General features: G+C 63.2%; 12 protein-coding genes. All 12 read left to right on the top strand.

Annotation, left to right across the window (positions count from 1 at the left end; genetic code table 11):
• Positions 1-494 (top strand): TonB-dependent receptor (locus BGN91_RS04150; protein ID WP_292610791.1); only part of this gene is annotated, 494 nt, incomplete at its 5' end.
• Positions 495-928: 434 nt separating this feature from the next.
• Positions 929-1,444: a sigma-70 family RNA polymerase sigma factor gene (locus BGN91_RS04145; protein ID WP_292610789.1), complete on the top strand. Its 516-nt coding sequence runs from the start codon at positions 929-931 to the stop codon at positions 1,442-1,444.
• 100 nt (positions 1,445-1,544) lie between these two features.
• On the top strand, positions 1,545-2,528 hold the full coding sequence (locus BGN91_RS04140; protein WP_292610787.1) for a FecR domain-containing protein: 984 nt from the start codon (positions 1,545-1,547) through the stop codon (positions 2,526-2,528).
• Between the two features lie 146 nt (positions 2,529-2,674).
• Positions 2,675-5,152 carry a TonB-dependent receptor gene (locus tag BGN91_RS04135; RefSeq protein WP_292610785.1) on the top strand — a complete coding sequence of 826 codons (2,478 nt, stop codon included), beginning with the start codon at positions 2,675-2,677 and terminating at the stop codon, positions 5,150-5,152.
• A gap of 334 nt (positions 5,153-5,486) precedes the next feature.
• Positions 5,487-6,002, top strand: coding sequence for a sigma-70 family RNA polymerase sigma factor (locus BGN91_RS04130; RefSeq protein WP_292610783.1), 516 nt, complete (start codon positions 5,487-5,489; stop codon positions 6,000-6,002).
• An 87-nt stretch (positions 6,003-6,089) separates the two neighbouring features.
• Positions 6,090-7,073 (top strand): FecR domain-containing protein, encoded by a 984-nt coding sequence (locus BGN91_RS04125; protein WP_292610781.1) that lies wholly within the window; start codon positions 6,090-6,092, stop codon positions 7,071-7,073.
• Positions 7,074-7,202: 129 nt separating this feature from the next.
• Positions 7,203-7,643 carry an STN domain-containing protein gene (locus tag BGN91_RS04120; RefSeq protein WP_292610779.1) on the top strand — a complete coding sequence of 147 codons (441 nt, stop codon included), beginning with the start codon at positions 7,203-7,205 and terminating at the stop codon, positions 7,641-7,643.
• The gene (locus BGN91_RS04115; protein ID WP_292610777.1) at positions 7,574-9,685 is read left to right on the top strand and encodes a TonB-dependent siderophore receptor; all 2,112 of its coding nucleotides are present in this window, start codon (positions 7,574-7,576) and stop codon (positions 9,683-9,685) included. The genes BGN91_RS04120 and BGN91_RS04115 overlap by 70 nt, the downstream gene beginning before the upstream one ends.
• Positions 9,686-9,864: 179 nt before the next feature.
• Positions 9,865-11,049 carry a PepSY-associated TM helix domain-containing protein gene (locus tag BGN91_RS04110; protein ID WP_292610776.1) on the top strand — a complete coding sequence of 395 codons (1,185 nt, stop codon included), beginning with the start codon at positions 9,865-9,867 and terminating at the stop codon, positions 11,047-11,049.
• Entirely contained in the window at positions 11,049-11,576 is a 528-nt protein-coding gene (locus BGN91_RS04105) for a thiamine pyrophosphate-binding protein (RefSeq protein WP_292610774.1), read from the top strand. Before BGN91_RS04110 ends, BGN91_RS04105 begins: the two co-directional genes overlap by 1 nt.
• Complete coding sequence (locus BGN91_RS04100) at positions 11,573-11,902, top strand: hypothetical protein (protein WP_292610772.1); 330 nt, start codon at positions 11,573-11,575, stop codon at positions 11,900-11,902. The genes BGN91_RS04105 and BGN91_RS04100 overlap by 4 nt, the downstream gene beginning before the upstream one ends.
• 159 nt (positions 11,903-12,061) lie before the next feature.
• Positions 12,062-14,011 (top strand): ABC transporter permease, encoded by a 1,950-nt coding sequence (locus BGN91_RS04095; RefSeq protein ID WP_292610770.1) that lies wholly within the window; start codon positions 12,062-12,064, stop codon positions 14,009-14,011.
• Positions 14,012-14,030 lie beyond the last annotated feature (19 nt).

Here is a 14,030-nt window from a genome sequence, read left to right as displayed (position 1 = left end):
TGACGACCGATCCCAATAACCCGTTGTTCCAGACCCAGAACGGCGAGGTGACGTCGCGCGGCATCGAACTGGAAGCTCTCGCGAACATCACTCGCGATTTCAAGGTGGTCGCGAGCTACACTAACTACGAGCTGTTCGTCAGCAAGGATCTCGACCCCACCCTGATCGGCACGGTGCCGACCGCCAAGCCGCGTCAAGTCGCTTCGCTGTGGATGGATTACACATTCCGGGACGGCTGGCTGGATGGCTTCGGTTTCGGTGGCGGCGTGCGCTACGTCGGCTCGTCTTTCGCTGATGCGGCCAATACGCTTACGGTGCCGTCAGCGGTGCTCGGCGACCTTGCCGTTCACTACGAATGGGCGAAAAATTGGCGCGCAGCGATCAACGTCGTCAACATTGCCGACACCCAATATGTCGCAAGCTGCGGCTTCCCCACGTCATGCTTCTACGGCGACCGCCGCCGCATTACCGGCAGCATTGCTTATCACTGGTGACGCCGCGCTGATGGCCATTCTTGGCGTATATTGTTGGCGATATGACAGGCGCAGCGAAGGTCGAGATTTCCGGATCGCCGCCGGCGCGGCGTACGGAAATCACTGAACGGTTTTTCAACGACCTGCCAGTCTTGATGTCTCACAAATGATGGTCTGGGCGGCCGGCGTAACCGACAACAAGGACATCTCTCCAGCATGTCTCCAGCATGCGGACGAGCGCCTGTTTGAGCCGGTGCCGCATTGTCGCGATCGATTCGGAATGCGGCGCGCGGTTCGCAGCGGCAGATCGTCACGGTTTGCAATCGGCGGAAACAGTTTGGAATAGTTCTTGATTCTGTTCCTTTGAGAGTGCTGCACGATTGGCTATGGGAGGATGGTCAGCCGCGCGCCATGAGGGCGCGTGGTGTTTGGGTCTTTTTCCCGCGATTCCTCCGATGGTCGATAAACCCGCTTTACGACGTCTGCTCGGTGCCTTCGCCGGACGTCGTCCCGCGCTCGAAGCGGCCTTGCGGCGGCAGCTTCGCAACAGCGCCGTCGCGGCCGATGTCATGCAGGAAAGCTGGCTCAAGCTCAGCGGGGGCACAGACGCCACAATCGAGAATGCGGATGCCTATGTGCGCCGCGTGGTGCGCAACACCGCAACCGATCATATCCGCAAGGAACGCCGCCGCGCCGCCATCAATGCAGAGGTCCGCGATCTGTTGTGGCCGGTCGATGATGAATGCTCACCGGAGCGCATTCTGATGGGGCGCCAGGCGCTGGCGGCGGTCGCAGCGGCGCTGGAGCAGATGCCGGAGCGCAGCCGCATCATCTTCGCGATGAGCCGCTTCGAGGGCAAGACGCATCGCGAGATCGCCGAGCGGTTCGGCATCACCGAGCAGGCCGTCTTCTACCATATTCGTCGCGTGCTGGAGCACCTTGCGGTCATTCGCGACGACATGCTGGACTGACGTGCCGGGATCGTCGGATCATTGTCATTTAGGAACTGCCGCTTCGCGCGTCTTTAGCGTAGAAGCCTGTCCAGGCATCGGCAATATCGCGATACGCCAGATGAGAGAACGACAAGCGCCAGCCGTCAGTGACCGTGCCCGCAAGGAAGCGCGCGACTGGATCGTGCGTCTGTCGTCCGGCGCGGTGTCGGAGGCCGAGCTTGCGCAGTTCAAGGCCTGGCAGGCGGCATCCGATCATGCGCGCGCCTTCGCCGAGGAGCGGCGCTTCTGGGGGCAACTCGGTCGTCTCGAGACGAGCCGGACGTCTGCGGCCACGGAAACTGCGGCCAAGCCCCGCCTCGTCGGCCGTCGGGCCGTTCTTGCCGGCGGCGGGGCGCTCGCCGCATCGATCGCGGGCGTTATGGTTGCGCCAAGGATCAAGCTGCTGTGGGAGGCGGATTACCGCACGGCGGTTGGCGAGCAGAGGCGCGTCGCCTTGCCGGATGGCGCGGTGGCGACGCTGAACACCGATAGCGCGATTGCGCTGGACTATCGTCCGGATTTGCGTCTCGTTCATCTGCTGCGCGGCGAGGCTTTTTTTGAGGTGAGGCCGCAGGGAGGGCGAGGGCTACGTGTCGCCGCGCTCGGTGGAGTGACGCGCATGACCGAAGCGGCCTGCGCGGTCAGGCTGGCCGATGCCGAGGCTGTAGTCACGGTGGCCTCAGGACAGGTTGAGGTATTTTGTCCGGCTTCGCCCGCTGCTGCGGCGCTGGGCGAGGCCTCGCCGGTTGCCCTCGGCGCGGACCAGATGACCCGCTATGCGCAAGGTCATCCGCCTGCTTCGGCGACGGCCGTGGACATGCAGGCGGTCTTGGCATGGCGGTCTGGCCGGATCGTCTTCGAAGGGCGGCCGCTCGCGCGGGCGCTGGTCGAGCTTGAACGCTATGTGCCCGAGCGGATTATCCTCGCCGACCAGAGCCGAGCCGGCGAGCTGGTCAGCGGCGTCTTCTCAATCCGCCAGGCTCAAGCCGCGATCGAGGCGCTGGCGCAGACGCAAAATCTCACGGCGAGGCGCATCCCCGGCGTGATGATCGTCATCAGCTAGAATCGTTCCAAAATTTTACCTTCCTCCTTTTGGTCCGACGACCCTCGCGCGTCTTGCTTACGTCGGCTGACGTGGCGAGAGGGTCGCCGCACGCGGCCGCTTGCCGATGATGGGCCGCGAGGCCGGAACAAATGGGGAAATGGGGAATGGTCGAAACGAGTTGCGACGGCGGGATGCCGCGAGATACGCGCCGATGGTCGCGCGCGCTTCTGATGTCGGCGGCGCTTGGCGCATTTTCCTTGGTCGTCACGTTCGGTCCGTCATCTGCCATTGCCCAGGTGCAGACGCGCAGCTTTGCGATTCCGGCGCAGCCTTTATCGTCGGCGCTGCGCGCCTTCGCCGATCAGTCCGGAATGCAGCTCGCTTATCGGACTGCCGATCTCGGCGGCATCCGTTCCCCCGGCTTTTCGGGGACCGCATCAGGCGGGCAGGCACTTGCGCGGCTTCTCGCCGGCACCGGCGTGACTTACACCGTCACCGGCGCCAACACCGTCACCATTCAACAGCCATCGGTCGCGATCGGCGCTGCGATGCCGGCCGGCGCCATCTCGCTCGACACCATCGATGTACAGGGAGCCTCGACGAGCGATCCCGGCATGACCGAGGGTACCGGATCCTACACGCCAAGCGTAACCGCGAGCGCGACCCGGCTTCAACTCACGCCGCGCGAGACACCGCAGTCGATCAGCGTCATCACGCGGCAGCAGATCGAAGATTTCAACTTGAACACCGTCGACGACGTGATGCGCCAAACCCCGGGTATCTCGACGGTGACCTATGAAAATGAGCGTGTCGAATATTATGCGCGCGGCTTCGCCATCCAGAATTTCCAGGACGACGGAATGCCGGGCCACTACGACAGCGGTTATCCCGCCGGCCAGTCGCTCAGCGACACGGCGATGTATGATCGGGTGGAGGTGCTGAAGGGCGCGAACGGCCTGATGACCGGCAGCGGCGACCCCGGAGCCACCGTCAACCTGATCCGCAAAAAGCCGACCCGGACTTTTCAGGGCCACGCCACTCTCAGCGGCGGCTCCTGGGATACCTATCGCGGAGAAATCGACCTGAGCGGGCCGTTGAACAAGGAAGGGACCGTGCGCGGCCGCTTCGTTGCAACTCATCAGGATCGCGGATCCTACATGGATCATTTCACGAACCGTGGCTCGATGGTTTACGGCATTCTCGAAGCTGATCTGACACCGGACACGCTGTTCACGGTTGGCGCGCACTATCAGCATAATCTCCCGAAGGGGACGTCCTTCGGCGGCATTCCGCTGTTCGACAGCAACGGCAATTTCAACGACATGCCGCGCTCCTTCAATCCCGGCGCGCGCTGGAGCAGTTGGGAGCAATATGTCTACAGCGTGTTCACCACGTTGGAGCATCACTTCGACAACGAATGGCGCGTCAAGGTGCAACTCAAGCGCCAGATCAACGGCTATGACACGCAACTCGGCTCAGCGAGCAACGGCAACCCCAACCCGCTGGATGGGTCGGGCGTCAGCATCTGGTCCGGAGCGTTTCTCGGCAAGACCCAGCTCGACGTCGCCGAAGCCTATGCGACCGGACCTGTGCATCTGTTCGGACGCAAGCATGACCTCGTTTTTGGAGGAAGCATCTCCAAAAGACATTGGGTCAATTCGATTTCGTCGGCCGATCCGGCCTACGATCCCACGGTTCCGAACTTCTATGGCTGGACCGGGAATATTCCGCAGCCGCCATGGGTCCTCGACGGAACGGGTAACGAACTGGTGCAGAATCGCGCAGCCTATGCCGCCTTCCGGTTCAACCCGCACGACCGGCTGAAGCTGATCGCCGGCACGCGCCTGGTGCATTACGAATCCGCGCAGCGTCCTTATTGGGATCCTGCGAATGAACAGCGCATCGACAAGTCGGTGGTGGTGCCCTACTTCGGCGCGATCTTCGACATCAACGAGCACATCTCGATCTACGGCAGTCATACCGGCATCTTCCAGCCCCAATACGAGCAGACCGAGCAGGGGATAACGCTGCCGCCGCAGGAGGGCGTTAGCAACGAGGTGGGTCTGAAGTCCGCCTTCTTCAACGGACGTCTCAACTCCAGCGCCGCCTATTTCGAGATCCAGCAGAACAACTATCCGGTCGAAACAGGCGGCCTTGCCCCCGATGGCAATCCCGCCTATCGGGCGGTCGACGGCGTCGTCACCAAGGGGTTTGAGCTGGAAATCTCGGGCCAGCTCTCGCCGCAGTGGCAGATCCAGGCCGGCTTCACGCACAAAATTGCGAAACGCGACACCATCAAGGTGTCGACGCTGACGCCTGAGAACCAGTTCACTCTCTATTCGACCTACAAACTTGAGGGCGCGCTCGACGGGCTGACGGTCGGCGGCGGCGCGCGATGGCAGGACGTCACATGGAGCGATGAGGTCTGGAACGGAGTCATCGGCGACGACGTCAGGAGCACGGCGCCGAGTTACTGGGTGGTCGATCTGATGGCAAGCTACAAGATCAACGAGAACCTGTCGGCCTCACTGAATGTTCGGAACCTGTTCGACAAGAAATATTACTCGATTTACAACTGGTACAGCAGCTACACCTGGGGCGCGCCGCGCAGCGTGCAGCTCAGCATGACGTACAAGTTCTGAGAAGCCGGGCCGAGTGATTTCGCGCAAGGCAACGACAGCCGGATGCGTCATGGTCTGCAGTCCGGTTTAGAACCGATCTTAATTATCGAGATTGAAGACCTTTCGGCTTTGGCCTACCACTTCAATGAGGCCGGCGACCGTAATCGGATTTGACAAGATCTGCTTCCGCGTGTCTCGGCTCGATCGAGGAACGGAATGCGTGTCCACTCTGGCCGGAATTCTGTCGGACGCCTTGCCGGAGCGAAGATAGCCGGCTGCACGCATCGCCATGCTTCCGTTCGGCTGCGCGACACGACGCATTGCGTCTCAAGCGCTGCGAGGCGGTGAGGTCGGTATGAAGGCGATCGGCAATCTTCTGTCCGAGATGTTTCGGCTGTACCATCGTGAGCTGGTGCGCTTTGCCACGCGCCTGGTCGGCGATCGTGACGATGGCGAGGAAATCGTGCAGGACGCCTATATGAGCATCGCGGGGCGTGGGACTCGGGCCGGCGCGATCGGGCATCCGAAGAGCTATCTGTTTACTGCCGCGCGCAACGCCGCCATCGACTTCACCGCTCGACGAAAGATCGAATGGTCCTATCGCGTTGACGTCGACGGCATCGAGGATCTTGCGTCGGAAAACGATCCGTTTGCAGCACTCGAGCAAAGGCAACAGCTCGCCCGGCTCATCGTCGCGCTCAACGAGCTTCCCCCTGCCTGCCGCCGCGCGTTCATCCTCAACAAGATCGAGGGGCGCGGCCATCAGGAGATTGCGCGATTGCTCGGGATCTCGGTGAGCATGGTGGAAAAGCACATCATGCGCGCACTGCGGCAGGCCCGCGACCTGCGGCGCGAGGATGGTTCTTTTTAAGACCGGGATTGAGGATTATGCCCCCCGATCCGGTCTATAGAGACGGGAGCTGAAATTCCATAGTCCTGCAGTCTCTGATAGGTCGCCGTGAGCCGAGATCATCCCAGACGCCCGCCGCCATCGACCGAAATCTCCGATGAAGCCTTGCGCTGGGTCATGAGGTTGAATTCGGGGACCGCCACGACTGCCGATCATCGTTGCTTTCAGTCGTGGCGGACGCTCAGCGGCGAGCATGAAGCAGCCGCACGGGAGGCCGAAGCCCTGTGGGCCGATGCCGAAAACCTTCACCTCGATCCGGTGACCGGCATCGTGAAGCCCGGCCGCCGCGGAGAAGGCCCGACGCGCCGCAAGGTTCTGACCGGCGCGGTCGCGCTTGCGGCGCTGGGAGGAGGCGTGTGGGCGAGCGGCGCATTCCGGGGCAATCGCGCCGACTATGCCACGGGCCTGGGCGAGACGCGGACCGTGGCATTGCCGGACGGCTCGCGAGCGACACTGAATGCCCGTTCGGGGATTGCACTTGCGTTCTCCCCGTCGGAGCGTCGTATCCATATGATCGAAGGACAAGTCTTCTTCGAGGTCGCGCCTGACAGAACCCGGCCGTTCGGGGTCGAGGTCAATGGCATCGTCGCAACAGCGGTGGGCACGTCGTTCGATGTCGACTCCAATCTCTCGAATGGAGCCGTCTCGGTTTCGGTGACGGAGCATGCCGTGGATGTTGCCTCGTCGTCCGACCGACGGTTTTCGGGGCCGGTGAGGGTTCTCGAAAGCCAGGCTGTCGTCATCGATGCGCACGGCCGCATCGGCGCGATCGCCGCGCAACCGTCGTCGGTGACCGCGGCGTGGCGCAGCGGCATGTACATCGCCGAGAACAGAACGCTCGGCGATGTGGTGGCGGCGCTGCGGGGATATCATCACGGGTGGCTCGTCATCCGCGGAGAAGGAACCGCGAAACTCCTCGTCAACGCGGTTCTGAACCTGCGGACGCCGGACGAGTCTCTTGATGCTCTGGCAAGCGGGCTTCCGATCACCGTCCGCCGGATATCCCCCTATCTCGTCGTTATTTCGGGCTGACGTTGTCCGTCGAACTTTCTTGCTTGTCCCGTTGAGGATTTTCCGCGCCAGCCGGTCTAACTCCTTGAGGGCTGGGGATGGTGCGAATGCCTCGGTGTCCTCGGGAACGAGCTGAAGCGGGGACGTCCGATGGATTTTCGAAAGCGAGGTCATTTATTCAGGGCCGTTCTGTCGGCATCGACGGCTGTCGCCCTGATTGCTTCGCTTGATAAGGCAAGCGCGCAGCCCGCCAGCAGTGTCGTCGCCTATAATATTCCGGCGCAGCCTCTCACCGCGGCGTTGACGGCCGTCGCACAGCGCAGCGGTTTGCGGCTGGCCTATAGCGCGGATCTTTCCGCGGGGCACTCCGCGCCCGCCTTGCAGGGATCGTTCACGCCGGCGCAGGCGATCGGCCAGTTGCTTGCCGGCAGCGGGCTGACCTATCGCTTCACGTCGCCGAACGCCGTCACCATCGAGCGACAGGGACGGTCGCTGGCGCGATCTCGCTCGACACCATCGACGTGCAAGGACGGCCCACCAGCGATCCCGGCGCCACCGAGGGATCGGGTTCCTACACCACCACGCAGATGAGCTCGTCGACCGGTCTGCCGTTGTCGATCCGCGAAACGCCGCAGTCGGTCTCGGTGATTTCGCGGCAGCGCATGGACGACCAGAACATCCGCACCTTCAAGGATGCGATGGAGAATGCCACCGGCATCACCTCGCAAAGCTGGGACAATGACCGCGTCGAATTCATGTCGCGCGGCTTCAAGCTGGCCGAATTCCGCTACGACGGCGTGCCGGTCGATGTGGACGGTGCGGGGGATCATGGCCTGTCGACTGTCGACATGGCCATCTATGACCGGGTGGAAGTCACCAAGGGCGCCAGCGGTTTGCTGCAGGGCGCGGGCAGTCCCGGCGCGGCCGTCAATCTCGTCCGCAAGCGGCCGACCAAAACGTTTCAGGGCTCGATTTCCGAAACCTTCAGTTCCTGGAACAATTTTCGTACCGATCTCGATCTCTCCGGCCCTCTCAATGAGGCCGGCACCGTGCGCGGGCGCTTTGCCGGCGCCTTGCTCGACGGCGATTCCTGGCTCGATCATTACCACAAGCGTCGTAACGTGCTGTATGGCGTGATCGAGGCCGATCTCACCGACAACACCATGCTGACGATCGGCAGCGACTATCAAAAGGACAAATCGCGCGGCGCGCAATGGGGCGGCCTGCCGATGTTCTTCTCGGACGGCACGCGAACCAATTGGGACATCTCGACCAACCCGGGCGCGGTCTGGAGCCGCGATGATCTTTCGGTCAACACTTACTTTGCCACTCTTGAGCACAGCTTCGACAATGGTTGGAGAGCGGTCGGATCCTTCAATCATCGCCGCACCGTATCGGACTTCATGCTGGGATCCGCCAGCGCCGGATATCCAGATCCGGTGACCGGTGCAGGTGTCTCTCAATTCATCTGGAAGGGCCCGTTCAATACGATCCAGAACACCGCCGATCTCAAGGTCTCGGGCCCGGTAGACCTATTGGGACGGACGCATGAGTTGATGTTCGGCGTCCTGGCGACGCGCAGATCGGAGAAGGGGCTTTACTACGATGACCCTTCTTATCCGTTTTTGGGTGGGCCTCCCACCTACGATCCTTCCGTTCCCAACTTCTTCACCTGGAGCGGCAATTCGCAGGTGCCTCCTTTCGAGCTCTTAGGCAGGATCGAGAGTTCTTATTCGCGCACGGGCACCTTTGCCGCGACCCGTCTCAAGCCCGTGGACAAGCTGTCCATCATCCTGGGTGGCCGGCTCGACTGGTGGAGCTTCAACGACAAGGGAACCTATATCGACCCGTTGGCGGAGTGGTTGTATCCGGCTCAATATTCCGTCAATGCCAAGATCACGCCCTATGCCGGCATCGTCTACGACCTGACCGACGTTTATTCGCTATACGGCAGCTATACGAGCATCTTCGCGCCGGATGGCTATCGCGACGTCAACCGCAATTTTCTCCCGCCGACCGAAGGCGACAGCTACGAGGCCGGCGTCAAGGCCGCCTATTTCGGCGGCGCGCTCAATCTCACCGCCGCCGTGTTCATGATCCAGCAGAAGAACTTCCACGAATTTGCCGGATTCGATCCGATTTCCGGAGATAATTACTATCGTTCGATCGACGGCGTCACATCGAAGGGCTTCGAATTCGACTTGGCGGGACAACTGGCCCCCGGGTTGCAGATTAGTGCCGGCTACACTCACACTCACGCCCGGACGTCCGACGGATCGCTGGTCTATTCGTACATCCAGACCACGGCTCCGGAAAACGTCGTCAGGCTCTTTGCGACCTATCGTCTGCCGGATCAATGGGATCGATGGACGATCGGCGGCGGTTTCCGCTGGCAGGATACCATTCACGGGTACGTCAATTCCAATCCGTTCGGCGAAAGGCAGGACTTGGCGCAGGGCGATGTGTTTCTTCTCGACCTGATGGCGCGCTTTCGCCTGACCGAAAAGGTCGAGATCGCATTCAACGCGACCAATCTGCTGAACCAGAAATACTATTCCGTATTCCGCAATTACGACACGGGCGTGTACGGCGAGCCGCGTCGATACACCGTGTCCACCAAATTCCGGTTCTGAGCTTTCGGGAGCGGGCGTTGGCCACTTGGCGAGTCGTTCAGGCGGCTAAAAATTTGCAAGGCGGGGTTCAAAAAGCGGCCGCTCAAACGTCTTTACCATAGAGGGGGCGCCTTTTGCGTTGATCGGCGGTTGATGCCCCCGGCCAGGCAGCCGGCGTCGCAGCCGAGGGAACAGCAGGAGTGAGTGGGACAATATCGCGTAAATCCTCCAGCGCCCGTCTTTGGTTTGTTGTTCACGGTTGGCTTGCGCTGCCGATCTGGGCGTTTTTGTTCTTCGTGTGCCTGACGGGGTCGATTGCGACCGTCAGCCAGGAGATCATGTGGCTGGCGAGCCCTGCGGTTCGGGCCCACGCGCCGGCGGCCGACGCGCGGCTGCTCGGCTACGACGAGATTCTGGCGGCGGTGGAGCGCGAGGTGCCTGGCGCGCGGGTGCGATTCATCGCGCGACCGGTGAAGTCGATCTTCGCTCTGACCGTCTCGGTCACGCGCCCCGACGGCAGCACCGAAACGCTCTACGTCAACCCCTACACCGGCAGGGTGCAGGGCGAGCAGGGCGAGTTCGACTTCCGTGATTTCGTGCGCGCCCTGCACGGCTGGCTGCTGGTGCCGTTCAACAACGGTTTCTCGCTCGGCTGGTACGCGGTATCGGCGCTGGCGATCCCGCTGCTCGGCTCGCTGATCACCGGGATCGTGGTCTACAAGCGGTTCTGGCGGATCTACCTGCGGCCGCGCCTGCGTGTGAGCAAGGGCAGGCGGGTGTTCTGGGGCGACCTGCACCGGTTGGCGGGCGCATGGTCGATTCCGTTCATCGCCATCATGGCGGTGACGGCGGGCTGGTTCCTGGTCCGGGCGATCCTCGACGACAACCATATCAGCATTTCGACGGCGGGCGTGCCGCCGGTGGTCGCGCGGGGCGACGTTCCCGTCGTGGCCATGGGCGCGCCCGCGCCGCGGATCACGCTGGGGCAGGCGGCGGAAGCGGTGCGGCGGCAACTGCCCGATCTCGATCCGAGTTTCGTGCAATTCCCGAGCAGCGCCTATGACCACATCAGCGTCGGCGGGCGGGGCGCCTATCCGCTGTTGTTCGAGACGGTCGACGTCAATCCTTACAACGGCAAGGTCGAACGGACGCGCCGCATCTCCGACCGCTCCGCGCTCGAACTGGTCACTGGCTCGATGCGTCCCTTGCACACCGGCGACTTCGCCGGCCTGTGGCTGAAGTTGGTCTACCTGGCGTTCGGCCTGACGCTGACCACGCTGGTGTTCTCCGGGATGATGGTGTGGACCAAGCGCACCGCGATCGAGACGGTGAAGCTCGTGCGTGAACGTGCGCCCGCGCGGCTTGGACTGGAGGCGGCTGAGTGATGACGACGCTCGCATCCCCGTCGCGCGGCACGTCGCTATGGCAGCGATGGCGCTTTCACCTGAGCGCGCTTGTGATGATCGTGCCGATCGCTTTCACGCCGGCGTTCTTCCACGAGAATGCGTTTTTCGACGGCAGGAAAGGTCTGGGCGAGCGCGAGATCGGCGAGATCGCGGTCGGGCCGTGGAGCGTGCGGCTGGCCGAGTTCAAGGTGGTCGAGCCGGATGCGGAAGGCCGCGCCGGCTACGCCAAGGAATTCGCGCTGGCGCTGTGCCCGGCTTGCGTCGACCAGGTCAAGGCGGCGTATCTGCGTGTCGGCAAGCCGCGCAATATCCGCACCATGGGTGCGCTGTTCTCCGGCACGCCCTATCGTCAGACCGCCGAAATGCGAATTCCGGACCGAACCACGGCCGACGATGTGCTGTGGCTGACGCTCGAGGGCTGGGACGGCGCGCTGCATCAGGCGACGATTCCGATCCGCACCGCTTCGCCGGTGACTGCGGCATGGCTGGCAAGGAGGCGGTCATGAACGCGCGCTCCAGATGCGTCGCGGCACTTCTTGTCGCGCTCGGTGCGGTGCCGCTGTTCGCCGGTTCGGCTTCGGCGCACCCGCCATTCTGTATTTGCAAGATGGCTGATGCGACAACGGTCCGCTGCGAAGGCGGCTTCGCGGATGGCACCGGCGTTCCCGGCGTCAGGCTCGACGTGATCCGCTACGACGAGACCGTCGCGCTCGAGACGAAGTTCGGCGCGGACTCGACCGTCAGCTTCAAACGGCCGCAAGGCGAGTTCTACGTCCTGTTCGATGCCGGTCCCGGACAGTCGTTCGACGTCGACTACAAAGATATCCAGTGAGGGGCCGGCGATCATGAACGCCCCTATTCCCCCGGATGATGTGGACAGCGTCACGGTGCCGCCGCCATGGACGCCGCCGGCTCGCGCCGCGCGCAGGTCCGGGCGGGTCATCACCGGCATCAAGGCATCCGGGCCGTCCGCGAAGCTGAGGGTGGAGTCATGAGCGCGCCGCGCGCCCCCCTTATCGAACTCGCAGGCGTCTGCCGTTCCTATCGCAGCGGCGACGTCGTGACGCACGCGTTGCGCGGCGTCGCCCTGTCGATCGAGGCCGGCGAGTTCGTGGCCATCGTCGGAGCCTCCGGCTCCGGCAAGTCGACGCTGATGAACATCATCGGGCTGATCGATCGACCGAGCCACGGCAGCTATCGATTTGACGGCAGGGACGTCGCAGGATTGAATCGCGACGACCTTGCCGCGCTGCGCCGCGGCTGCTTCGGCTTCATCTTTCAGCATTATCACCTGATCCCGACGGTGAACGCGCTCGGCAATGTCGAGATGCCGGCGGTTCACGCCGGCGCACCGCGCAGCATCCGCCAGGCCCGCGCGGCGGCGCTGCTGGCGCGGCTCGGCCTTGCCGGTCGCATCGCCAATCGCCCATCGCAACTGTCGGGCGGTCAGCAGCAGCGCGTCTCGATCGCCCGCGCCCTGATGAACGGCGGCGCGGTGATCCTCGCCGACGAACCGACCGGGGCTCTCGATACCAGGAGCGGGACTGAAGTGCTGGCGATCCTGCGAGAGCTTGCCGCCGGCGGACACACGATCGTCCTCATCACCCACGATGCCAAGGTCGCCGCCGCAGCCGAGCGCATCATCCGGATCGAGGACGGACTGATCGTCTCGGACAGCGGCCGCGACGCCGCCAGGGCTTCGTCGTCGTCGATTGCCGTTGCTGCATGGCGGGCGAGCGGCGCCTCGCCGCCGCTCTGGACGTGGCTGGAGGAGGCGGCTCGTTCCGCCTTCGCCGCGCTCGCGGTCAATCCGGTGCGCACCGCGCTGACGCTGAGCGGCATCGTCATCGGCGTCGCTTCCGTCGTCGCGATGATGGCGATCGGGCGCGGCGCGCAGGCATCGTTCATGGAGCGGGCATCGGCCATCGGCACCAACTGGGTCGTGGTCAGCCGCGCGGGCGAATCCGCAGCGACTAGCATGCCCATGACGTCAGCCGATGCGGAAGCCATCAAGGATCTCGGCAACGTGTCCGGATCGATGCCCGCCGTGTGGGAAGCCGGCACGCTGCGTCACGGCAACATCGATATCAATGCCGAAGTGATCGCCACCACGGCCGAGTTCAGGACGGTTCACAACTGGGATACGGCGAAGGGAGCGTTCTTTACGAAAGAGGACGAGATCAGCGGCAACGCCGTGATATTGCTCGGCGCGACGCTTGCGGCGAAACTGTTTCCCACCATCGCCGATCCTTCCGGCAGCCATATCCTCGTCAACAACATTCCCTTTCTTGTCACCGGGGTGCTCGCAAGCAAGGGACTTTCCGAGAGGGGTACGGATCGGGACAATAACGCGGTGTTGCCGCTGCGGACGGGCGCGATGCGTCTCTACGGCAAGGACGATGTCACGGAGATCGTCGTCTCCATCGCTGATATGTCCCGCCTGCAACAGACCAAGGACGCCATCAAGGCGCTGTTGATCCGCCGCCACGGCCGCGAGGATTTCTGGCTGCACGATGCGGCGTCGGCGTTCCGCAAGGCCGAGGAGGAGCGCCGTTCCACCAACCTGCTGCTCGGGGCGATTGCCGCGATCTCGATGCTGGTCGGCGGCATCGGCATCATGAACATCATGCTGATCACTGTCGCCGAGCGCGCCAGGGAGATCGGCGTCCGGACCGCGATCGGCGCCAGGACCGCCGACATTCTGGGACAGTTCCTGACCGAGGCGGTCGTCCTGTCGGCGATCGGCGGCGTGGTCGGGCTCTTGCTCGGCGCGCTGATCGGAATAGTTGCCGCCACGCTGTTCGGCATGACGGTGATCTTCTCAATCACGATGGCGATCAGCGCCCTGCTGGGGGCCGTGGTCATGGGAACGTTGTTCGGCTTCATGCCGGCGTTCCGTGCCGCGCGGCTCGATCCGGTCATGGCGCTGTCAGGCCAGTAAATATGGAACGGGGATGATG

The sequence above is a fragment of the Nitrobacter sp. 62-13 genome, from assembly GCF_001896955.1.
In the GTDB taxonomy this organism is placed as follows: Bacteria; Pseudomonadota; Alphaproteobacteria; order Rhizobiales; family Xanthobacteraceae; genus Nitrobacter.
Note: the sequence above shows the minus strand (reverse complement) of the source record. Positions and strands in the feature narration are given on the sequence as shown.